Below are 23,909 nucleotides of genomic sequence, written 5' to 3' on the forward strand. Positions count from 1 at the left end.
CTTTTCAAAATGTTTAAAAACAGTTTTTTCATATTGAAAAAATTGATGATTTAAGCAGCTTGTTTTGGTAAGGAGGTCCCCTTTCAAGAAGTTCTATAGCTCTTGAATGCCAAACAAAAAGGGAGCACTCAAAGATGCTCCCACTTCATGTAAAATATCTCATAAAAAATGAGAATACTCAGTAGCGTAAATATGCACCTGTCATTTTGGTAACATTATCCACGATCTTTGAGGCAAGCTTTTCTAAATCTTCATCCGTTAGAGTCCGTTCTATGGGCTGAATAGTTACTTCAATTGCAACAGATTTTTTATCTTCACCAAAGCTTAAATCTTCGAAAACATCAAAAACTTGCACTGAATGAATAAGTTTTTTATCGGCTCCACTTGCCGCACGAATAATAAGAGAAGAGGCAACAGTTTTATCCGCTATAAAGGCAAAATCACGCCGCACCATTTGAAAAGGTGAGAGTTTCAAAGGAGGACGGCTTTTGGTCGTTTTTTTCTTTGATTCTGGAATTCGGTCTAGAAAAATTTCAAAGCCGCATAAAGGGCCACTGACATCTAACTTTTCTAATGTAGCAGGATGAAAAACACCAAAAAAACCAAGAATAATCTTTGATCCAAGTTTTATGACACCTGAACGACCAGGATGATACCAATCTGGTGCTCCAACTTCAATCTGCACTTTCCCAATATCCATATCACATGCTTCTAAAATAGCTAAAGCATCTGCTTTGGCATCAAAAACATCAACGACGGTTGCATTTCCATTCCAAAAGCGCCCAGCACCTTTAAATTGCTCTGTTCCGCGACGAATCCCACTAACAACACGGTGTTGTTTATCAGGGGTGTCGCCCTCATAAATACTGGAAACTTCAAACAAAGCAAGATCGGAAAAACCACGATCAGCATTTCTTTGTGCCGCCATAATCAAACCAGGTAAAAGGGAAGGACGCATCATTGACATATCAGCAGCAATAGGATTAACCAATTTAAGCTCTTCTTGACCTCCTCCAAAAGCAAGAGCTTGATTTTCAGAAATAAAAGACCATGTTACCGCTTCTTTCATACCGCGTTGCACTAAAGCCAAACGTGTAGCACGTGAACGAATTTGTGCGCATGTTACAATCTGATCTTTTTCTTCTACGAAGTTTTCCAAAGGAATAGGTTTAATTTTATCTAACCCATAAATTCTCATGATCTCTTCCACCAAATCGGCTTTACCCATAATATCAGGGCGCCATGATGGTACTTTTACCGTAACGATATCTCCTTTTCCTTCAACAAAAAATCCAAGTTTTGTTAAAATAGAGATGATTTTTTCAGGCTCTATTTCCAAATTTGTTAAACGTTTAATTTCAGAAAAAGGAAAAGCGATCTGTTTGATTTCTTGTTGCTGATAGCCAACGATCCTCTTCTTAGATACTTCACCACCACAAAGATGCAAGACCAATTCTGTTGCAATCTCAAGCCCTGTTTCTATAAAAGCCGGATCAACACCTCGTTCAAATCGATAACGTGCATCACTGATAAGACCTAATGCTCTTCCTGTTTGTGCAATGCTTTGCGCATCCCAAAGCGCCGATTCAATAATAACGCGATGTGTTGTTTCATCACAACTCGTTCTTTCTCCGCCCATGATACCGGCAATCGAAACAACTCCCTCGTCATCTGCAATGACACAATTCTTAGCGCCCAAATGATAGATTTTTCCGTTCAGTGCTTGAAGCTGTTCTCCCTCACGCGCACAACGTACACACAAATTACCTTTAATTTTATCTGCATCAAAAACATGGAGTGGACGACCAAGGTCAAAACTGATGTAATTGGTCATATCAACAAGCGCATTAATCGGTCTCAAACCAATTGCATTCAAACGCTGTTGCATCCACTGGGGTGATTCGCCATTTTGAACATTGCGTACTTCACGCCAAGCAAAACCTAAACATAATGATAAATCTTGCGAAAAATCTAATGAAACATCGAGAGGTGTTTCAAAGGAAGGCTCAAATTTTGGTAAAGACAATTCTTTTAATTGTCCGATTCCTGTAGCGGCAAGATCACGGGCAATACCACGAACACCTGTGCAATCGGAACGATTAGGGGTCAAACCAATATCAATGACCGGATCATCTAAACCAGCATAAGCTGCAAATGAACCTCCAATAGGACTATCTTCTGGAAGTTCAATAATCCCATCATGCTCATTCGATAATTCAAGCTCTGCTTGTGAACACATCATCCCAAAACTTTCAACACCACGGATTTTTCCTACAGATAATGTTACATCAAGTCCTGGAATATAAGTACCTGGTAGTGCCAGAACACCAATAAGACCTGCACGCGCATTTGGTGCTCCACAGACAACTTGAACAGGTGTGGAAGTCCCTGTATCGACGGACAGAATCTGGAGTTTATCTGCATCAGGATGCTTTATTGCTGTTAAAACTTTTGCAATCACAAAACCTTTTAAAGAAGATCGATCATCAAAGGAGTCAACTTCAAGACCGATAGCTGTTAGTTTCTCACAAATTTCATCCAAAGATGCATTTGTCTCTAAGTGATCTTTTAACCACGACAATGTAAATTTCATTTTAAAACCTCACATGAAAGCGATGACTAAGATCACACATTATCTATTAGGAAAAAAAGCAGGCATATCAAAGAAACGAAAGCCATAGTGGTCTAACCAACGCAGATCAGCATCAAAAAAAGCCCGCAAATCAGGCATACCGTATTTCAACATGGCAATACGATCAATGCCCATTCCCCATGCAAAGCCTTGATATTCATCGGGATCTAAGCCAACATTTTTCAACACATGAGGGTGCACCATTCCGCATCCTAAAATTTCCAACCAATCCTGCCCTTCTCCGAACTTTACGTCTGAACCAGAACGATCACATTGAATATCCACTTCCATAGATGGCTCGGTAAAAGGGAAAAAAGAGGGACGAAAACGCATTTTTACAGAGGGAACTTCAAAAAATTCTTTACAAAAGGTTTCATGTAGCCACATCATATGGGCAATGGTGGAGGTTTTATCGATGACAAGACCTTCTACCTGATGGAACATGGGAGAATGTGTTGCATCCGAATCCATGCGGTAAGTTTTTCCAGGAATAATGATCCGTATCGGTGCTTTTTGTCTTTCTAGTGTGCGAATTTGTACAGGTGATGTATGGGTCCGCAATAATTTTCGTTCTCCCATTTTATCAACATCAAAAAAGAAGGTATCATGCATTTCGCGTGCTGGATGCCCTTCAGGAAAATTCAATGCCGTAAAATTATAATAGTCTGTTTCAATATCAGGTCCCTCTGCAAGAGAAAAACCCAACTTCGTATAAATGGCAATAATTTCCTCAATCACTTGTGAAATAGGATGAATGCGTCCCCGTTCTATAGGTGAAGAGCGAACAGGCAAGGTAACATCAACTGTTTCACGAGAAAGACGGGCATCCATTGCCTGTCTTTTCAGAAGATCACGCTTTTGCGCCCATAATTCTAAAATACGATTTTTTAATCCATTAAGAACTGGTCCAACTTTATGACGCTCGCCAGCATTCATTTTTCCTAATTCTTTTAATTTTTCAGAGATACTACCTTTTTTACCCAATGCTGCAATACGCACTTCTTCAAGAGCTTTTTCATCACCTGCTGCCTCTAAGGCTAAACAAATTTCTTGTTCCAGACGCTCAATATCATTCATATTTTTGCCTATTTTTTAATAAAGAAAAACCCGCACTTGCAATAGCCAGCACGGGACCTCAAATAAATGAATGCTTTAAGAGAACACGACTGGCTTATTTGACAGCGCCTTCGAAAGCATTAGGTGTCGTATCTTTTAAATATTCTAAAGCTTTTTTTGCCGAGGCAACTAAAGCAGAAAATGCTTCCGCCTCGTGGATTGCTATATCTGAAAGAACTTTACGATCAACTTCAATACCAGCTTTTGATAAGCCATCAATAAAACGTCCATAAGTTAAACCTTCTGCACGAACAGCCGCATTAATCCTCTGAATCCACAAAGCACGGAAAGTACGTTTTCTATTTTTGCGATCACGATAAGCGTATTGCTTTGAACGATCAACCGCTGCTTTAGCTGCACGAATGGTATTTTTACGACGACCGTAAAAACCCTCAGCCTGTTTAAGAACTTTTTTGTGCTTAGCGTGTGCTGTCACACCTCTTTTCACACGAGCCATATTATAATCTCCTCAAAATCAAAAGCGTAAGGTTTAAATACCATTCGGCAAATAATGCTGAATGACTTTTTTAGCATCTTGTTCACACAAAACCATTGTTCCACGTGCATCGCGAATAAATTTATTCGAACGCTTAATCATGCCGTGGCGCTTACCGGCAGCTGCTACTTTAATTTTGCCTGACGCAGTGATTTTAAACCGCTTTTTAGCGGATGATTTGGTCTTCATCTTGGGCATTTTGCTACTCCGTACATTAATTTATTCACTCAAGCGGACCAACGCTTGAACAAGCATTTAAACAGCCACGGCATGCCCTGCCGGGCGGCTCTTAAAGACGTTTTCATAAGCTAGTATACACAAAATTGCAAGACCGTATTACAAAAAAATCGGCGCTCCATTGCCTTGAAGCTCAACTAAAGGTGCTGGAATTGCATTTGTTTTGATAGCTGCTTTACATAAATCGGCAATAATGCATTGCGTACATTGTGGTTTACGGGCTTGACAAATATAGCGACCATGTAAAATCAGCCAATGATGTGCATGGCGAATATAATGAACCGGTATAATCTTTAATAATTTTTTCTCAACAATTTCTGGTGTTTTGCCAGGCGCTAAACCAAGACGATTGCTTAAGCGAAAAATATGTGTATCTACTGCCAATGTAGGTTGACCAAAAGCAACATTCAAGACCACATTAGCCGTTTTGCGCCCCACTCCAGGAAGGGCCATGAGTGCTTCACGCGTATCGGGTACTTGACCGCCATAATAATCAATTAAATAGTTGCAAAGCGCATAAACATTACGTGCTTTTGCACGCCAAAGACCAATTGAACGGATATGATGTGCTATTTCTTCTTCTCCTAATGCAACCATTTTTTCCGGTTGATCAGCAAGGCGAAATAATTCTTTTGTCGCTTTATTAACGCTTACATCTGTCGCTTGAGCCGAAAGCACAACGGCAACCAAAAGCGTAAAAATATTTGTATAGATAAGATCACTCTTAGGCGCTGGGCGTTGCACAGAAAAACGGCGAAATATTTCTGCAATTTCATTTTCATTATATAATATACCAGATAAATTTCGCACTTTTGACAATTTTATGGTACGTTGAGGCATTGAACTCTCTTAAATCTTCTCTCTTGAAGTTATCATTCACGCTCGCCATATGAGAGAAATGCAGCGAACACTTTTATAGAGTGTGGTCAAGTAAAGCCGTTTTAAAGAGGATACTCATGAATGACACATGTGACGCCTTTCTCCAATCCCTTTCTTTTAGGGTTTGAAACCGTAGAAAAAATATTGCAACGTATCGGTAAAGCTGATGAGGCTTACCCAGCCTATAACATTGAACGTTTGCATAAAAATGATGATGCAAATCATATCCGGATAACTTTGGCTGTTGCTGGATTTAAGATTAACCATCTTAATATTTTGCTTGATGATAATCAATTGGTTATTCATGGTAAACAAACAGACAACCAAAATCATCAATATTTATATCGCGGTATAGCTGCGCGACAATTCCAGCGAACCTTTGTTCTCGCGGAAGGGATGCATGTTACAAATGCGGAGTTGAAAAATGGTCTTTTATCAATTAATCTGTATCAACCAAAATTAAAAAAAGAAATAAAACAGATTCCAATTAAAGTCAGTAGTGGTGAGTCATAAAAGTTAAGGCGTAAAGGAACAGTGAAATGGGAGAACATAAACAAAACTTGTCGTTTCAGAACACATCCTACTCTGATGCGGGACAGATTGCCTATTTAAAAAAAGTTTGTACAGATGATCTGGCTAAAAACTTTCCAGATCTTCCACCGATGACCCCAGGCATTACGATATGGGCTCTCTTTGGTGAAACAGGTTATCCTATCATTTTATCCGATGAGCGTTCTATCGCTCTTGCTGGAGCCAATGAGCATGAACTACAAATTGTAACTCTGCACTAGATTACCTTACGAGAAAAAGCTGTACTCTTTTATAAATTCTATCTGTTTTTTCGTAAAGGGTGTAATGTGGGTTATAATGAGATTAAGTATTGATTTATATTCATAATTAATTTTTTACAACTGGAATGAGAGTCCCGAATATCATAAGGTTCTCTCATTTGAGATCTTCTTATATTGAAACAATTAAAGTCACTTGCTTGATGTCATAAGCAGGGAGAGCCATGTGGATAAAAACACTTGAAGAAAGGAATAAAAATATCTCTTTTTAATTGTCTCAATTACCAAAGACATTCACAATATGGGGATGAAAAAATGTATGATGGTGTCAGTTTTCTTCTTCATAAGTGTGAAGATGTCCCTTATAGATTTATATTATTCACGAGGGCTGTTATACCATTCATGGGCGCTATCGTGAAATGGGCTCGAGTTACATTGAAAGATGTCTCTTTAAAATGAGTACATAAAGGCTATACAAGTGTATTTTGTTTGGTGTGTTTTGTTCTTCCTGAGGGGAGTAGCTCTATTGAAGAGTGTAAAAACAAAAGCATGAGATAATGCGTCATAATTATTTAAAAGATATTTCTATGAATGCGTTTGAAAGGTGTAAAGCTGAATTGTAAGGAGATGATAGATTTTTACCACGATGCCTTTATATTCTTTCCAAATGAGGCTGTCTTCTTGTTCCAGAAATTACGCAAACAGATAGATGCAATATACTGACCAAATCTGGCATACAAAAATCTGGAACAGTTCGTTCCACACTGAAGCGTTTTGATATTTGTCTCAAACGTGGACTTGCACAGGGATTAGATGTTGATTAACAGGTAAGAAAAAAACAAAGGCTTTATGAAAAAGTTTATACAGGGCTTTTAATTTTGTGCTTCAAATGCCTCAGTACGAGGTATTTTGCTCTTTTGAATATTAAAGCTCTTGTTTTTATAATGAAGTTACAGCACAACAAGCAAAATGGAATTATTTGAGGGGAAAAAAATAATGCCTTCTTACCGTTCAAGAATATCAACCCACGGGCGTAATATGGCAGGAGCCCGCGGACTTTGGCGTGCAACAGGGATGAAAGATACTGATTTTGGTAAACCCATTATTGCGATTGCGAATTCTTTTACACAATTTGTACCAGGGCATGTCCATTTAAAAGATCTTGGGCAATTAGTCGCACAACAGATAGCTGTTGCCGGTGGTGTTGCGAAAGAATTTAATACCATTGCTGTAGATGATGGAATTGCGATGGGGCACGATGGAATGCTCTATTCTTTGCCCTCACGTGAAATCATTGCTGATTCTGTAGAGTATATGGTTAATGCACATTGTGCGGATGCACTTGTCTGTATTTCTAATTGTGACAAAATTACGCCTGGTATGTTAATGGCTGCTTTACGGTTGAATATTCCGACAATCTTTGTTTCTGGCGGTCCTATGGAAGCAGGTAAGATTAAATGGAAGGATCAAGATCTAAGGGTTGATTTGGTCGATGCCATGGTCGCAGCAGCTTCAGAACAAAATTCAGAAGAAGAAGTTGCTGAAATGGAGCGTGCAGCTTGTCCTACATGTGGTTCTTGTTCAGGAATGTTTACGGCCAACTCCATGAATTGCTTAACGGAAGCATTGGGGCTTTCTCTTCCTGGAAATGGATCAATGTTAGCAACACATGCAGATCGGCGGATGCTTTTCGAAGAAGCTGGAAAACAGATTGTTGCATTGGTTAAGCGTTATTATGAAAATGATGATGAAACAGTTTTGCCACGCTCTATTGCTTCACGCAAGGCTTTTGAAAATGCAATGACCGTTGATATTGCCATGGGGGGATCAACCAATACAGTACTGCATCTTTTAGCCGCGGCGCAAGAAGGTGAGGTGGATTTTACCATGACGGATATTGATCATCTTTCACGTCATGTTCCTGTTTTATGTAAGGTTGCTCCTGCTGTTGCAAATGTACATATGGAAGATGTTCATCGCGCTGGTGGTATTATGGGGCTTTTAGGCGAACTGGATGCGGCGGGACTCATTGATACATCAACTTATACGGTTCATGCAAAAACAATGAAAGAAGCTCTTTACCGCTGGGATGTAAAGCAAACTAATGAGCCAACAGTTCGTGCATTTTATCGTGCTGCTCCAGGTGGTATTCCGACACAAACAGCTTTTAGCCAATCTTGTCGCTATGAGACCCTTGATCTTGATCGTGAAAAAGGTGTGATTCGCAATAGAGAACATGCATATTCACAAGATGGAGGATTGGCAGTTCTTTATGGAAATCTTGCAAAAGATGGCTGTATTGTAAAAACAGCAGGCGTTGATCAATCAATTTTAACTTTTAAAGGTCCGGCAAGAATTTTTGAAAGCCAAGATTCAGCTGTTTCAGCTATATTAACTGATAAGATTAAAACAGGTGAAATTGTTTTAATCCGTTATGAAGGTCCACGTGGTGGACCTGGAATGCAAGAAATGCTTTATCCAACGAGTTATCTCAAATCTAAAGGATTAGGCAAGGTTTGTGCACTTGTTACAGATGGACGTTTTTCAGGAGGAAGTTCAGGGCTTTCGATAGGACATATTTCTCCAGAAGCTGCGGAAGGAGGAGAAATTGCGTTAGTGGAAGAAGGGGATATCATAGAAATTGATATTCCAAATCGTAGAATTCATATGTTGGTGGATGACGTTGAGATGAAGCAGCGCCGTGCTAAGATGGAAGCAAAAGGAAAAGGCGCTTGGCAACCGATTGAGAAGCGTCAGCGTAAAGTTTCAAAGGCTCTCAAAGCTTATGCAGCGATGACTACATCTGCTTCAAAAGGTGCAGTACGTAATATTTGATGAGTTGAATAGAGACAGTACTCTGATTTTTTGCATCTTTTGCACGATATTCTGAGCTAATTATTTTATGAGTTTATGAACTTATCAGAATATTTCGAGTCATGGATGAGTATGATTAAAAAGCTATCAATACAACTAAAAGCAGCTGCGGATTGCTTATTTTAGCAGCTATGTAAGACAGATAAAGATAGATACAGTATCATTACTTTTCATATCATATTCCAATCTTATACGAAATTACAATTTCCTGTTCTCATATTTATGGAAGATATTTATTGTACTGGTGGCATTATCTTGTTGTACCGTAAAACACTGTCATTTAGGACTGTGATATACGGCATCCTCCTTAAATATTAAGTGTTTCTTAGTGCGTGGTGAATATTCTTAGACTTGTTTGTAAAGCTTTTAGTTTAAGTGAATCACATGACTAGGAAATCAAGATAAATTCCTTAGAATCTGGATTGTTTGCAGACTTGATTCGAATGAAAATCTTTATCCTTTGAGATGTAAGAAGGAGTTTAAGGATATTTAGGAAAATAAAATGCTGCTGTGATATATCTGATTATATGTTCCATATGAAAACAGTAAAAGAGCTCTTTATAGCTTAAAATGTGAAGAAAATACGAGACCCATTATCCATGAATTTATTATGCAAAATGGGATGGTATCCCAACACCAACAGCTTTAAACTAGAAATGTTGCTATGATAACAATAATATCGATCGTGAAAAAGCATAATTCACTAAATATGGCGTATTTGCAAGGTGGAGGAGATTTCATGACAATCTTTACAAAAAACGACTATCTTGTAAAAATAGTCGATCTTGACCAATTTTTTGTATAAGAGCCAATATTAATCTAAGGGAATATGAAATATAATGCATATGGTTTTGCTTCTATAGGCAATTATACTTACAAATATATTATGTAGAAAAGCGATGGGAATACGATAAATAACTGTTTATGCTGTGGTATATCAAAAATGGTTACGTTATCTCCTATTAAGAAGGTTTTTTAATAAAAAATAACATCTGTTTTCTATAAAGGGTTACTCTTTTCAAGTTGTTTGAGGTGGTAAATTGCTTCTAAAGCTTGTTTAGGAGAGAGTTCATCGGGATGAATATTTTTTAAAGCTTCGTGAAGTATACAATGTTTGTTTTTTGCTTCATTGACTGGAGATGTTGCTTTAAGAGAAAAGAGTGGTAAATCATCAATGAGTTTATGTCCTTTTCCAGCCATTTCGCCTTGTTCTAATTGATGGAGTACATCTGTTGCTCGTGTAATAACGGCTGGGGGAAGTCCAGCAAGCTTTGCGACTTGTACACCATAGGAACGGTCAGCGGCTCCTGGTGTGACCTCATGAAGAAAAACTACATCACCATCCCAATTTTTGACTTTCATGGTTACGTTATGCAGTCTGTCAAGTTTTTCGGTAAGTGCAGTCATTTCATGAAAATGGGTAGCAAGAATAGCACGACAATGGTTAACTTCATGGAGATATTCAACAGCAGCCCAAGCAATAGAAAGTCCATCAAAGGTTGATGTTCCACGTCCTATTTCATCAAGAATAACAAGGGAATGGTGGCTAGCATGATTGAGAATCGTTGCTGTTTCAACCATTTCCATCATAAAGGTTGAGCGCCCCCGTGCAAGATCATCGGAAGCCCCAACGCGACTAAATAGGCGATCAACGACACCAATATGTGCTGAAGTTGCTGGAACGAAGGACCCCATTTGCGCCATAATAGCAATAAGAGCATTTTGCCGCAAAAAAGTTGATTTTCCTCCCATATTAGGCCCTGTCAACAGCCAGATTGCTGCATATTGCTGATTTTCTTGCACAGAGAGATCACAATTATTGGCAATAAAAGGTTCTGCTGCTTGTTTGCGGAGTGCTTGCTCGACGACAGGATGGCGTCCTGCTGTAATATGAAAGGTAAGTGAAAGATCAATTTTAGGGCGGCAATATCCTTGTTCTTCAGCAAGATATGCTAAAGCGACAGAGACATCTAAAATAGCAAGTGCTTCAGAGGCTTTACGAATAAAATCAACTTGTTCGGTAATTTCCTGAACGAGAATATCAAAAATCTCTAGTTCAAGTGTCAATGCGTGATTGGCAGCATGGGCAATACGGCTTTCAAGGTCAGCGAGCTCTGTTGTCGTAAAACGCATAGCGTTTGCCATTGTTTGCCGATGAATAAAACGCGCTTTAGCTTGTGGATTATTTGTAAGGGAAGATGCTTGTGTGCTGGTTACTTCAATGAAATAACCTAGAATATTATTATGCTTTATTTTAAGCGTCTTAATATCTGTTTCTTGGGCATATTGCGCTTGAAGTTCAGCAATGACACGGCGAGATTCATCACGTAAAGCACGCATTTCATCGAGCTCTTTATGATAATTAGAACGAATAAAACCACCATCACGTTTAAGGAGTGGGAGATCATCAGCTAATGCCTGTTCTAAATGAAAGTATAACGCTGTGGGTAAGTTTGAGAACACCTGTTGTACATCACTTATTTCTTGAGGCAGAAGCTCATTATCAAGAAGTTGATGCAATTCACGAATGATTTCAAAGCCGCGCTGGATTGTCGCCATATCACGGGGACCTCCTCGTCCAAGAGCCAAACGTGAAACGGCGCGGGGCATATCTGGTCCCCCCTTTAAAATAAGCTTTATCGCTTCTGCAAGAGAAGGATTACGTAGAAAAAAATCGATAGAATCCAAACGCGTATCAATAGCCGAAGGAGTGGTGAGGGGAGCAATAAGGCGGTCAATAAGAAGGCGTGATCCTCCTCCTGTTACAGTGCGATCAATAGCTTTTAATAAACTTCCATCCCGTTGACCTGATGTCGTACGAATAAGTTCAAGGCTTAATCTGGTTGCGGCATCAATAAAAAGAGTCGCACTTTCATTTTGGCGCTCAGGCTGCATGAGGGGAGGGCGATGCGTGATTTGTGTTTTTTCGATATAACGAATAGCAGCTACAATTGCAGAGAGTTCGGAACGTGAATAATCGGCAACGCCTTCAAGAGTTGAGAGTTTAAAATAATTGCAAATATCGCGTTCAGCGGTGAGTGCATCAAAGAGACAAGCAGGTTGAGGTGAAACGATACGATCAAGAACACTAAAAAGTGACTTGTGAGATTTATCATGAAAAAATGAATCAGCAACAATGATTTCTTGTGGATCAACACGCATAATATCTGCTAAAAGTTTTTCTTGGCGGCTTTCTGTTACACGAAATATGCCTGTTGAGATATCAATCCAAGAAAGAGCAAATTCCTCTCCATCGCTAGTTTTTATACGGGAAAGTGTCATCAAATAATTTGCACGTGTTGGATCAAGGAGCTTTTCTTCTGTTATCGTTCCAGGTGTTACAAGGCGAACAACATCACGCCGAACAACAGATTTTGAGCCACGTTTTTTTGCTTCAGCAGGATCTTCTATTTGTTCACAAACAGCAACTCGGTAACCACAAGCAATCAGTTTTTGTAAATAATCATCAGCAGCATGAACGGGAACACCGCACATAGGAATATCTTGTCCTAAATGTTTTCCGCGTGCTGTGAGTGTGATTCCTAAAGCCTGAGCAGCTTCAATCGCATCATTAAAAAATAATTCATAAAAATCCCCCATTCGGTAAAAGAGAAGGGAATCATGATGGACGGCTTTGATTTCTATGTACTGCTCCATCATAGGTGTAAGACGTTCTTGAGAGGAAGCAGATGAGGAGGCAGGCTGTGGAATTAAATTATTTTTATGATTGTTTTTTTTATCCATTTGTACGAGGCCTGTTTCCTTTAAGTGAAGTTTTTACTCTTTTTTATTTACTTCAATATCTATTTATCTCTAAATTGCAACGCATCATCAGATTTGCTAAGGCAAGAATAGCGATTTCTAATATATGAATCAGATTTAATGACTATACGCATTATCAAGCAAAATTTACACTGTTTTTGGAGAAAATAAAGTGAGATGAAAAAGAGCGAGCAAGATCAGAAAATATCTCAAACTGTTTACAGTGCGAGCGAAAGAGAAGCTCTAGATTTTCATAGTCGTGGTCGACCAGGAAAGCTTGAGATTGTTGCAACAAAGTCTATGGCAACACAGCATGATTTAGCACTTGCTTATTCACCAGGTGTTGCCGTTCCAGTTAAGGCAATTGCTCAAAATCCAGCGCTAGCTTATGATTATACAGCAAAAGGCAATCTTGTTGCTGTTATTTCAAATGGTACAGCTATTTTAGGGTTAGGCAATTTAGGTGCACTTGCTTCTAAGCCGGTCATGGAAGGAAAAGCAGTGCTGTTTAAGCGTTTTGCGGATATTGATTCCATTGATTTAGAAATTGATATAAACGATACAGAAAGTTTTATCAATTTGGTGCGCCATTTAGAACCTTCTTTTGGTGGAATTAATCTTGAAGACATTAAGGCGCCAGAGTGCTTTATGATTGAAAGCCGCCTACGCGAGGTAATGAATATACCTGTTTTTCACGACGATCAACATGGTACAGCAATTATTGTTGCTGCTGGTGTTCTCAACGCTTTGACTTTAACAGGGCGCGATATGCAAAATACGCGGTTAGTCTGTAATGGTGCTGGTTCTGCAGGAATTGCTTGTATTGAACTGATTAAAGCGATGGGCTTTCGTTCCGAAAATATCATATTATGTGATACAAAGGGTGTGGTCTATGAAGGCCGCAAAGAGGGAATGAATCAGTGGAAATCTGCGCATGCTATTCAAACAGATAAACGTACGCTTATGGAAGCAATGGAAGGTGCAGATATATTTTTTGGGGTTTCTGCTAAAGGTGCTCTTACTCCTGAAATGGTAAGATCCATGGCACCCCAGCCGATCATTTTTGCTATGGCTAATCCCGATCCAGAAATTACGCCGGAAGAGGTTATGCAAGTGCGTCATGATGCCATTGTCGCAACAGGACGTTCCGATTATCCAAATCAGATTAATAATGTTCTCTGTTTTCCTTATATATTTCGTGGTGCGCTTGATGTGCGTGCAAGAGTTATTAATGAAGACATGAAGATTGCTGCGGCAAAGGCTCTTGCTAATTTAGCGCATGAAGAAGTGCCTGACAGCGTTGCGGAAGCTTATCATGGAAAGCGATTAAAATTTGGTCCTAATTATATCATCCCTGTTCCTTTTGATCCGCGTTTATTTACGGTTGTTTCAATAGCGGTAGCAAAAGCAGCAATGGAAAGCGGTGTTGCGCAAAAGAACATAGATGATTTAGAGGCCTATGAGCGCGATTTGAATGCGAGACGTGATCCTACTTCCTCGATGATGCGTGGGGTTTATAACCATGTTCGTCAAGCGCCAAAACAAATTGTCTTTGCAGAAGGTGAAGAAGAGCAAGTTATGCGGGCAGCCGTTTCCTATGTCCATCAAAAATTAGGACAAGCGATTTTGGTTGGTCGTGAAGAGCAAGTAAGAGAAGCGGCTGTTATCGCTGGAATTGATCTGGAGCGTGAAGGTATTTCTATTATGAATGCTAAGCTTTCTTGCCGTACAGATGCTTATGCGAATTATCTTTATAAAAAGATGCAGCGTCAAGGCTGGCTGTTGCGTGATTGTCATCATCGTATCAATAATGATCGCAATTATTTTGCTGCGTGTATGGTGGCACTAGGAGATGCTGATGCAATGGTTACAGGGGTGACACGCAATTATGAAACAGCGTTAATCGATATACGTCGTGCAATTGATGAAAAACCAAAAGAACGATTGATTGGTATTTCAATGGCTATTTGCCGTGGACGAATTGTGTTTATTACGGATACAGCCGTTTATGAAAATCCTAATGCTGAAGAACTTGCGGATATAGCGGAACAAGCAGCTTCATTTGTGCGAGGATTTGGATATCAACCACGGGTAGCATTTTTAGCATTTTCTACATTTGCTTATATGAAAGGGCAGACGACGCAGCAAATTCAGGATGCGATTAATATTTTGCATGAACGCAAAGTTGACTTTGAGTTTGATGGAGAAATGAGTGCTGATGTGGCACTCAATTCCAAATTGATGCAGCAATATCCATTTATGGGATTAACGGAGCCCGCTAACATTTTGGTTATGCCTGGATATCACGCGTCTTCCATTGCAAGCAAAATGTTACAAGAACTTGGTGAAGCAACCATCATTGGTCCTATTTTAATTGGATTGGAAAAATCTGTCCAAATTGTACCATTTAGTGGAAGCGATACAGATGTTGTCAATATTGCAATGCTTGCGGCTTATCATGCCGCAAAAGTCGTCTAAAGGAAAAAAGCCCCTACTATACCAAGAATATATCAAGGGGCTTTTTAATAACAAAAGAATAAACTTTTTAAGAGGGCTGTATTTGACTGTCTTTTTGTTCTTCAGAAAGACGCTTTTGGAAGAGTGCTGCAAAATCAATAGGATCAATCCACAAAGGTGGAAAGCCACCGTTTTGAGTAGCATCAGATATAATTTGGCGAGCAAATGGAAATAAAAGACGGGGACATTCAATAAAGACCAGAGGCATAACATGTTCTTGTGGAATGTTTTTAAGGTGAAAAACACCACCGTAAATCAATTCTACATGAAATAAGGTTTCAGTTTCATCATTGGCTTTGACGGAGAGAGACAAAACGACATCATAATTGTCATCACCAATTGGGTTAGCATTGACGTTAATATTGATATCAATTTGTGGTGATTTTTCACGTGCACGCAATGAACGAGGAGCACCTGGATTTTCGAATGATAAATCTTTTAAATATTGAGTTAATACAGCAAAAACCGGCTCTCCACCACTGTTATTCATTTCACCTTCGGCCATACGACGAACCTCTCTTATTATAATATGTATAATTTATTTTAGATCTAAAGACCAGATTGGTTATCACGCCTTGCAAAAGGTTGCAAGAAATGCGCTCTTTATCTTGAATATTTTTTTAGTTTGTTGCAGATTTTTTAGGCATTTCAATGGTTATCATCATTTTTGCGCCATGGAGATTCTGTCGTATCATGAATTGTGTAATCTTCTGCTTTAAGATCAATTATTTTTTCAGAGTCATTTTTTCTTTTAGTATTGGGATTCATTTTGTTTTTTAATGATATAAAGAAATGCCAAGCAACAGAGCGAATTGGTTTAATAAGAAGTAATATTCCCAAGAAATCACTTACAAAGCCGGGAAGAATAAGTAAAATTGCACTAAAGATGATGAAAGCATCATTAATAATATTATTCTCTAATGTGCGTCCTTGGACAAGTTCAGTTTGTATATTTTTTAAAAGGCTAATCCCTTGAATTCGCAATAAAACAACCCCAACTATGGTTGTGAGAATAACCAAACTCAAAGTTGCCAAAATACCAATTTCTTGACCAACAAAGATAAAACCAGCAATCTCGATTAAAAGAATGCAAAGAAAGATAACAACAAAAAAACGAGGATTTATAGAATAAAGTTTTATCACATGAAAATTTCCTTCTGGATGAGTAGGGGGAGAAATTCTTAAGAGCACTCCGTTTAAATACAAAATCTATAAAAATATTTGAATGATAAGATTCCTTATTTTACATATTTATTGATAAATGGTATTGACTGCAATGTTTATTAGAGACTTAAGCTTTGGAGATTGACAGCGCCTATGGAATTTGACGTTATACTTGTCATAGCTCTTGTTGTTATGGTTGTTATTTTTGTGCAACTCCGTAATGTATTAGGGAAACGAATTGGGTTTGAAAAGCCACCCTTTGATCCTTATTCACGTCGTTCTAAAAAACAGGTTGAAGCAGAAACGGCTGATAATATTGTTTCGTTCCCTCATCAGAAAAATTCACAAAAAGACGACTTTAGTGAAATTGATAAAATTTCACCGGAGGGGAGTCTTTTGAATAAAAATTTGCGGGAATTGCATAGAATTGATTCTCATTTTTCTCCTCAACTTTTTATAAAAGGTGCGCAAATTGCTTATGAAATGATTGTAACAGCTTTTGCCAAAGGTGATCGCAATCAGCTTAAAAGCTTGCTTTGTCAGGATGTTTTTGAGAGTTTTTGTACGGCTATTGAGCAACGAGAAAAAAATAAAGAAAGAATAGAATTCACTTTTGTTGGAATTAATAAGATCGAATTTATTGCGGCGGCAATACAAGAAAAGGATGAACTTTTAACGATACGTATTGTCAGTGAGATGATTTCTGTTACTTATAATGAACAGGGCGAGCGTATAGACGGTGATCCTGATGCTATTGTAGAAATCAGAGATATTTGGACTTTTGTTCGCAATAGTTTATCGTCAGATCCCAACTGGAAGCTTTTTGCTACAGAAAATGAAAATTAAAATACTTTTTGTTTTTCTTCCATAAGCATTCAATGATTTATGAGAAATTAAAATGTCCTCAAGTAAATGGAGACAAAAAAGAGATTTATTGGCTTCACAAGATCGCCTTTTATGGGAGATGGTGTGTCGTACGATAACACCGCTTCACGGTAAGATGCTCTCTTCTACTTCAGAAATTATTGCAAATATTAATGATAAAAATCAACCTGTAACTCAAATCTCCTCATTGTCTCAGGAAAATCAACAACCCTCGACAATTATTAAAAGAGAAAAGAGGGCAGTTATACAAGCACAAAAGATTCATTTCTTTGATCATGTTGCATATCGTAAAATTTCCCAAGGTCGTTATCCTCTTGAGGCGCGTCTTGATCTTCATGGTTATATACAGGAAGAAGCTTATTTTTTCTTAAAAAAATTTCTACAATCCTCTCAGCAGAGAGGATTGCGTTATGTCCTTGTGATTACAGGAAAAGGACGATCCGTTGGGAGTGATGGAGCTTTATATAGATTTGTTCCGTATTGGTTATCAACACCAGCTTTTCGATATTATGTCCACGCGTTTGAGCAAGCAGCACGTCAGCATGGCGGAGAAGGTGCGCTTTATGTTTGGTTGCGCCGTTTTATGTCGGGAGAAGGAATGTGATGTCATTATGGTCGTTTCAGGTTTAATATTTATTTATACTTATAATTTATTGTTTTCGTATATTTCGTAAGAGCCTTGAATACAATATTCCCTTCGTTATAATTTTTTATAAAGAATTATAAAGATATTATTTTACATTCTACGTATTGCTTCACGCTTTTGTTTATAGCATTCGTTAACGGGGCACATCCCTCACACAAAACAGAACGACATTGAATTGAATATATCCACAGGCTTGTTTTAAAGAAACATCTTTCAACGCTCTCAAGCTTATTTTGCGACAGTATCCGTGAAGAGTATAATGATAAATCCATGAAGCACCCCCCTATCTTTATGCTTAGTAAAAGAGTAAGCTGGCATCATCATACACTTTACCATCTCCCAATGTTGCAACAACCCTTTAAGTCCTTGGTATTTTAAAGCGTTTATACAGAGGCATGCTTTTCTGTAAGTGTTTTTACTCTCCGCAGTTCTCATCTCGCGCGTGACGCCCAAACGAAAGATTTTGATCGATTCAATATAAGAGGACTTAAAATGAGAGAGATATAGATGGATCTCATTCAGGTTGCAAAGCGATAAATTATTTTTATAAACCACAGCATTACTCTATTAAATACACGAAGAATAAAAACATGAGAAATTGAGAACTGTATTATTCAAAAGACATTGCTATGGATAGTGTTAACAGCAGTACAACTAAATTAAAGAGAATCGTGAAAATAAAAAAGAATATAACTTTACAACACATAGCTGCGCAGTAGCATCAAAAGATACAGTTTCGTTGAATAATTTCATGAAGAAATTTTTTCATTCATTAAAAGCTCCATCAAATTTCGTTCTCATAATAATTCGATAATTAAAATTTAATAACGAAGCGCAGAAGACGTAAAATACGAGATTCAATTGAGGATATTACACTCTTATCCGACGTCTTTCAGATATTGGTTGAAATGCTAGCTTAGCATGAAAGGCACAATAGGGGCTACTTTCATCAGAATCTGCACCACAAAAATGAAAATCTGCTGATAATGGATCGCCAACCGGCCATCTACATGTATTTTCACTCAATTGTAGAAGATTAAGTTGACGTGATATAGGCACCACTACATTGGATTTTGTGGACATATCAACTTCTTTTACATCTTCCACTACAAACTCTGTCTTTAAAGCTGTTTCTTCAATACTTACAGATGATGTGTTTATTGGCGATACCGTGGATGTGTTGCGACGCACACGTGGAGATGATGGGCTGCTGCTTCCCACGGGAGTTTTTTGCGCACGCGTGCTTCCTTGAGCTGTCTTACCACGTCCTGGTAACTTTAATCGATGTACTTTGCCGATGACTGCATTTCTGCTGACCCCACCTAATTGAGCAGCAATTTGACTTGCACTTAACCCTTCACTCCAAAGCTTTTTAAGAAGCTCAACGCGTTCACATGTCCAACCCATACCAGCACTCCATTCCGATTACGTCACTAAGATGCTCTCCCCCGTTGCATCTTCAAATGTTTAAATAATGTTTTCATTACGCTGAATGAAAGAACTTTACACTCTAAACGAGCATAAGAAAATCATCCAGCCTGTGGACTTACAAATCAAAACACATCATCTTGCTTATTATATTGTAAATTACAATATGCACTCACTCTATGACAAGAGTCTTTACCTCTTGAAGAGTTTATTTAGAATGTTTTCCCCAACTTGCAAATCAATCATAGGTTAAACTTTCACTTTTGTTTAAGGATTTTCCCCAAAATGCTTATTTGTAGAACCTTCATTGACTTTTTTTCAATTGGTGTAATGATCTATTCTATAGGTGTAATCACTAATCGTAATGAAATGTTGAAAGCACCGTAACGAAATGTACCATGCTGTTTTATTTGTAGTGTTGCTTTGTATATATATTGAAAAGGTTAAAATATAAAGGGAATTATGATGGATGCTGTCTCTATACAACCACTTTATGAATGCTTCGCACGACGAAATTTGCATTTTGAACAGGGGCATGGTGTATGGCTTATTTCCGATAAAGGAGAACATTATCTTGATTTCACATCTGGCATTGCTGTTAATGCATTAGGGTATTCACATCCAAAATTGGTTGATACGCTCAAAATACAAGCTGAAAAACTTTGGCATGTTTCTAATATTTTTCAATCTCCTGAACAAGCATCTCTTGCCACGCGGCTTTGTGCAAATAGTTTTGCGGATAAGGTTTTTTTCTGCAATTCAGGTACTGAAGCATTGGAGTGCGCATTCAAAACGGCACGTCATTATTACTATGCTGCTGGTCATTCAGAACGCATTGAAATAATTACTTTTGAAGGGGCATTTCATGGACGTACACTTGCAGCACTTGCTGCGACTGGGCATGAAAAATATCTTGAAGGCTTTGGACCTAAAGCTGGTGGATTTATTCAAGTACCTTTTTGTGATGAAATCGCTTTGTGTAATGCTATTAATAAAAATACCGCCGCTATTCTTATTGAACCTATTCAAGGAGAAGGAGGAATACGAACGGTCCCTCATGAATATTTAAGATTTTTGCGCAAAATATGCGATGATAATGGTCTATTATTGATTTTAGATGAAGTCCAAACGGGTATAGGACGAACAGGAAAGCTTTTTGCTTATGAATGGAGTGATATCACGCCTGATATTCTTACCCTCGCAAAAGGATTAGGAGGGGGATTTCCATTAGGCGCTTGCCTTGCAACGGATAAAGTTGCAAAAAGCATGACACTTGGGACACATGGTTCAACCTTTGGAGGAAATCTTCTTGGAATGGCTGTAGGAAATAGTGTTCTTGATATTTTGTTAGAGCCAAGTTTTCTCAACCATGTTCAGCGCATGGGGGATAAACTAAAAAGTGGACTTTTGCATATTCTCAATATCTATCCTGATATTATCCGCGCAGTTCCGGGGATGGGGCTAATGTTGGGTATTCAATGTGTTGTGTCTTCAAATCTTGTCGTTAATGCTTTAGAAAATGAACATCTCTTAAGTGTTGCTGCCAACAACAATGTTGTGCGCTTATTGCCTCCTCTTATCATTAGGGAAGAAGAAATAGATGAAAGTTTGCATCGTATTGAAAAAGCAATAGCTTATCTTTCGCAAGTAAACAAAGAAAGACAAATATCACACACATGACAAATGCTCTTCGTCATTTCACGGACTTATCCATTTTAACGCCAGCAATAGCACGCGCACTGATCGATTATGCGAAGATCCTTAAAGCATCTTTTAAAGCAGGAAAAGGTTCAAAACCTTTTATAGGTAAAACACTTGCGATGATTTTTGAAAAACCATCCACACGAACCCGTATTTCATTCGATATCAGTATGCGCCAGCTTGGCGGAGATACAATCATGCTCACGGGTTCAGAGATGCAGCTTGGTCACAGTGAAACTATAGCTGATACGGCTCGTGTTTTATCTCGTTTTGTGGATATCGTGATATTACGAACAACAAAACATCAACGTATGCTCGAATTGGCACAATATGCACAAATTCCTGTCATTAATGCCCTTACAGATGATACACATCCTTGCCAAATTCTAGCAGATATATTAACCTATGAGGAGCATCGGGGGCCTATTTCTGGTAAAATATTTGCGTGGATGGGGGATGGTAATAATGTGCTCCATTCCTTAATTGAAGCTGCAGCTCTTTTTGATTTTCATTTGCGTATTGCTACTCCAAAGGGCAGTGAGCCACAGGAAAAATTTATCCATTGGGCACGTGAACGAGGAGCACATCTTACACTAACCCATAATCCCCAAAAAGCAGCTCAAGATGCTGATTGTATTATGACCGATACATGGGTCTCCATGGGACAAGAATTTCGTGCTCGCAGTCGTTCTACTTTTCAGCCTTATCAAGTCAATGAATCTCTCATGAAATTAGCAAAATCTGATGCTCTTTTTATGCATTGTCTTCCTGCTCATCGCGGTGAAGAAGTTGTTGATTCTGTGATTGATGGACCGCACTCCGTTGTTTTCGATGAGGCTGAAAATCGTCTTCATGTTCAAAAAGCAATTCTTTCTTGGTGTTTACAAGATGCGTTTTTCTCTCCACAATAGCCTCCCTACAACAAATTATATAAAAAAGGCAAAGCTATGAGTGAACAAGCTAAAGATGAAGCCTCTCTCAACAACAACTTCTTGCGTGAAGATGATAGTGTTATTCCCTTTCAAGTTGAAGAACTTGATATCCGTGGACGTGCCGTACAACTTGGGGAAACTTTAAATTCTATTCTTAACAGACATCAATATCCTGAACCGGTTTCTTATCTTCTAGCAGAAGCTTTACTTTTAACGGTTCTGCTTGGAACTTCTCTAAAACTTACGGGAAAATTTATTCTACAAACCCATTCCGATGGACCTGTTAATATGTTGGTGTGCGATTTTTCGCCTCCTTCCAGTTTACGTGGATACGCTCGTTTTGATAAGGAACAGCTAAAACAAGCCATAGACAATGGTCAAACTTCTTCAGAAACACTTTTAGGAAAAGGCACTTTAGCCTTCACCATTGATCAAGGTCCCCATATGCAACCCTATCAAGGGATAGTTGCATTAGATGGATCAAATTTACAAGAAGCTTCTCGTATTTATTTTGATCAGTCAGAACAAATTCCTACCGATATCCGTCTGGCTGTTGCTATATTAATTAATCGTGACCAACAAGGAAAACCGCAGAAAAGCTGGCGAGCTGGAGGTATTTTGATCCAACTTTTACCCCAAGAATCGTCTCATCATAAAATAGATGCCCCTCATCAAAAGCGAGAAGAAACGAAAACCCATACCCAATTGGATAACCAATGGCAGGAATCTAAAATACTCATGGAAACGATTGAAAGTTCAGAATTAACAGATCCCCAAGTCGGTAGTAAACAGCTCTTGTTCCGCCTTTTTCATGAACAAGGTGTTAGAGTTTTTAATCCTTTTTCTCTTGTCGATCAATGTTCTTGTTCACACGAAAAAATTAAAGGAATCCTAGAAGGTTTTTCTATTGATGAACGCAATAAAATGGTTAAAAATAAATATATTTCAGTCACATGTGAATTTTGCTCAAAAACATATTGTTTTACACCGCAAGAATTTTTAGAAGAAAAAACATAATCAAATATTTTTCATAAAAAATGATGATTGCAACAAAAGCCTATTTTATTTGCGTTATAAAAGTTTACGCATAAGCTCATATGAACTTCTAGAATATTTCTTGTCTTAGAGTTTTTTAATGTATACGAGTGATCTTTCTGTTGAAATCAGTAATCACGTTATAGAGTGCTTAAAAAAGAGTTCTCTGTAAAATATATTTTCTCCTCTCGAAAAAGCTTCTTTTATACTTTTTACATCTCAAAAGTTTATTTCTTACAATGAATTCTTTTATAATGTTCATTGATAGATTGATTATGTATTCATAACTTATCTTCTCTGTTAAATGAGACTTTTTGATTGTAGTCATATTTTCTTACTCGAATTTATCTTATTAAGAGTCAAAAAAGCTCATTAGTTATAATCATAAGAGAAATTATCGATAGAATAAGAATGTATAGACTCAATATGGACTTTATAGAGTCTATTACGAACAGATAGTGTAATGGGAATAAATGTAACAATGACGCTGCGAAGGAACGGGTTTGTTATTTTATAAAAAAGATGAGAATAGTGGTGAAGTCCCCTCATAACAATGTGCATTTTAGATAAAAATGCGAAGACAAAATACTATATGACTTTGAAAATAATAGTTGGTTGCTGTCACTAATCTAACGATGGTTCTACAGCAATATTGTTTTTGTCCAAGTAATCAAAAATAAAGCTCCCAACAGATATTTCTTTACACATGTTTTTGAATCAACAATGGTAATGCTCTTGTAAAATTTTTCTAAGAAGAATGATGGTCCGTATAAATAAAATAGTATACATAGCATGATAAAACGTTATGTTTTTACAA

Annotated in this window: 18 protein-coding genes; 9 read left to right on the forward strand and 9 right to left on the reverse strand. The window is 38.0% G+C overall.

Annotated elements, in window-relative coordinates:
- Positions 1 to 178: 178 nt before the first annotated feature.
- The 5 genes from pheT to nth all read right to left on the reverse strand — a co-directional run bounded on the left by pheT (position 179) and on the right by nth (position 5,321).
- Positions 179 to 2,593 (reverse strand): phenylalanine--tRNA ligase subunit beta, encoded by a 2,415-nt coding sequence (pheT, locus tag ACFILD_RS06585; protein WP_375664914.1) that lies wholly within the window; start codon positions 2,591 to 2,593, stop codon positions 179 to 181.
- Positions 2,594 to 2,632: 39 nt separating this feature from the next.
- Positions 2,633 to 3,709, reverse strand: a complete 1,077-nt coding sequence (gene pheS / locus ACFILD_RS06590) for a phenylalanine--tRNA ligase subunit alpha (RefSeq protein ID WP_375664915.1) — start codon at positions 3,707 to 3,709, stop codon at positions 2,633 to 2,635.
- Between the two features lie 94 nt (positions 3,710 to 3,803).
- Positions 3,804 to 4,205 carry a 50S ribosomal protein L20 gene (rplT, locus tag ACFILD_RS06595; protein ID WP_012754515.1) on the reverse strand — a complete coding sequence of 134 codons (402 nt, stop codon included), beginning with the start codon at positions 4,203 to 4,205 and terminating at the stop codon, positions 3,804 to 3,806.
- 33 nt (positions 4,206 to 4,238) lie between these two features.
- Positions 4,239 to 4,442, reverse strand: a complete 204-nt coding sequence (gene rpmI / locus ACFILD_RS06600) for a 50S ribosomal protein L35 (RefSeq protein ID WP_183193590.1) — start codon at positions 4,440 to 4,442, stop codon at positions 4,239 to 4,241.
- Positions 4,443 to 4,580: 138 nt separating this feature from the next.
- Positions 4,581 to 5,321: an endonuclease III gene (nth, locus tag ACFILD_RS06605; protein WP_273790256.1), complete on the reverse strand. Its 741-nt coding sequence runs from the start codon at positions 5,319 to 5,321 to the stop codon at positions 4,581 to 4,583.
- 120 nt (positions 5,322 to 5,441) lie between these two features.
- Here nth and ACFILD_RS06610 point away from each other — a divergent pair, with 120 nt between their 5' ends.
- The 3 genes from ACFILD_RS06610 (at position 5,442) to ilvD (ending at position 8,983) form a co-directional block, all read left to right on the forward strand.
- A complete protein-coding gene (locus ACFILD_RS06610; RefSeq protein WP_012754518.1) occupies positions 5,442 to 5,873 on the forward strand; it encodes an Hsp20 family protein in 432 nt (143 codons plus the stop codon).
- A 26-nt stretch (positions 5,874 to 5,899) separates the two neighbouring features.
- On the forward strand, positions 5,900 to 6,151 hold the full coding sequence (locus ACFILD_RS06615; protein ID WP_012754519.1) for a DUF1150 domain-containing protein: 252 nt from the start codon (positions 5,900 to 5,902) through the stop codon (positions 6,149 to 6,151).
- A 993-nt stretch (positions 6,152 to 7,144) separates the two neighbouring features.
- Positions 7,145 to 8,983 (forward strand): dihydroxy-acid dehydratase, encoded by a 1,839-nt coding sequence (gene ilvD / locus ACFILD_RS06620; RefSeq protein ID WP_375657966.1) that lies wholly within the window; start codon positions 7,145 to 7,147, stop codon positions 8,981 to 8,983.
- 1,038 nt (positions 8,984 to 10,021) lie between these two features.
- Here the strand turns inward: ilvD and mutS are convergent.
- Positions 10,022 to 12,766 carry a DNA mismatch repair protein MutS gene (gene mutS, locus ACFILD_RS06625; RefSeq protein WP_273790258.1) on the reverse strand — a complete coding sequence of 915 codons (2,745 nt, stop codon included), beginning with the start codon at positions 12,764 to 12,766 and terminating at the stop codon, positions 10,022 to 10,024.
- A gap of 195 nt (positions 12,767 to 12,961) precedes the next feature.
- Here mutS and ACFILD_RS06630 point away from each other — a divergent pair, with 195 nt between their 5' ends.
- A complete protein-coding gene (locus ACFILD_RS06630) occupies positions 12,962 to 15,262 on the forward strand; it encodes an NADP-dependent malic enzyme (protein ID WP_375637207.1) in 2,301 nt (766 codons plus the stop codon).
- Positions 15,263 to 15,329: 67 nt separating this feature from the next.
- Here ACFILD_RS06630 and secB read toward each other — a convergent pair whose 3' ends face one another.
- Together secB and ACFILD_RS06640 are read right to left on the reverse strand one after the other, a co-directional pair.
- A complete protein-coding gene (secB, locus tag ACFILD_RS06635; protein WP_375630527.1) occupies positions 15,330 to 15,806 on the reverse strand; it encodes a protein-export chaperone SecB in 477 nt (158 codons plus the stop codon).
- A gap of 143 nt (positions 15,807 to 15,949) precedes the next feature.
- Entirely contained in the window at positions 15,950 to 16,444 is a 495-nt protein-coding gene (locus ACFILD_RS06640) for an FxsA family protein (RefSeq protein WP_375630525.1), read from the reverse strand.
- A 174-nt stretch (positions 16,445 to 16,618) separates the two neighbouring features.
- On the opposite strand from ACFILD_RS06640, the gene ACFILD_RS06645 reads away from it, so the two are divergent.
- Both ACFILD_RS06645 and ACFILD_RS06650 read left to right on the forward strand, forming a co-directional pair.
- On the forward strand, positions 16,619 to 17,311 hold the full coding sequence (locus ACFILD_RS06645) for a Tim44/TimA family putative adaptor protein (RefSeq protein ID WP_273790262.1): 693 nt from the start codon (positions 16,619 to 16,621) through the stop codon (positions 17,309 to 17,311).
- Positions 17,312 to 17,363: 52 nt separating this feature from the next.
- Positions 17,364 to 17,954: a Smr/MutS family protein gene (locus ACFILD_RS06650; RefSeq protein ID WP_375630521.1), complete on the forward strand. Its 591-nt coding sequence runs from the start codon at positions 17,364 to 17,366 to the stop codon at positions 17,952 to 17,954.
- Between the two features lie 912 nt (positions 17,955 to 18,866).
- On the opposite strand, the gene ACFILD_RS06655 is transcribed toward ACFILD_RS06650, so the two are convergent.
- A complete protein-coding gene (locus ACFILD_RS06655) occupies positions 18,867 to 19,403 on the reverse strand; it encodes a GcrA family cell cycle regulator (RefSeq protein WP_273790264.1) in 537 nt (178 codons plus the stop codon).
- A 486-nt stretch (positions 19,404 to 19,889) separates the two neighbouring features.
- Here ACFILD_RS06655 and ACFILD_RS06660 point away from each other — a divergent pair, with 486 nt between their 5' ends.
- Genes ACFILD_RS06660 through ACFILD_RS06670 form a run of 3 tightly spaced genes read left to right on the forward strand, consistent with a single transcriptional unit; the run spans position 19,890 to position 23,074 of the window.
- Entirely contained in the window at positions 19,890 to 21,104 is a 1,215-nt protein-coding gene (locus ACFILD_RS06660) for an aspartate aminotransferase family protein (RefSeq protein ID WP_375630519.1), read from the forward strand.
- Positions 21,101 to 22,036, forward strand: a complete 936-nt coding sequence (argF, locus tag ACFILD_RS06665; RefSeq protein ID WP_375630517.1) for an ornithine carbamoyltransferase — start codon at positions 21,101 to 21,103, stop codon at positions 22,034 to 22,036. Before ACFILD_RS06660 ends, argF begins: the two co-directional genes overlap by 4 nt.
- A gap of 36 nt (positions 22,037 to 22,072) precedes the next feature.
- Positions 22,073 to 23,074: an Hsp33 family molecular chaperone gene (locus tag ACFILD_RS06670; protein WP_375630515.1), complete on the forward strand. Its 1,002-nt coding sequence runs from the start codon at positions 22,073 to 22,075 to the stop codon at positions 23,072 to 23,074.
- The last annotated feature ends 835 nt before the right edge of the window (positions 23,075 to 23,909 follow it).

Origin of the sequence: Bartonella sp. CL162QHHD, assembly GCF_042195435.1 — a bacterium.
GTDB lineage: Bacteria > Pseudomonadota > Alphaproteobacteria > Rhizobiales > Rhizobiaceae > Bartonella.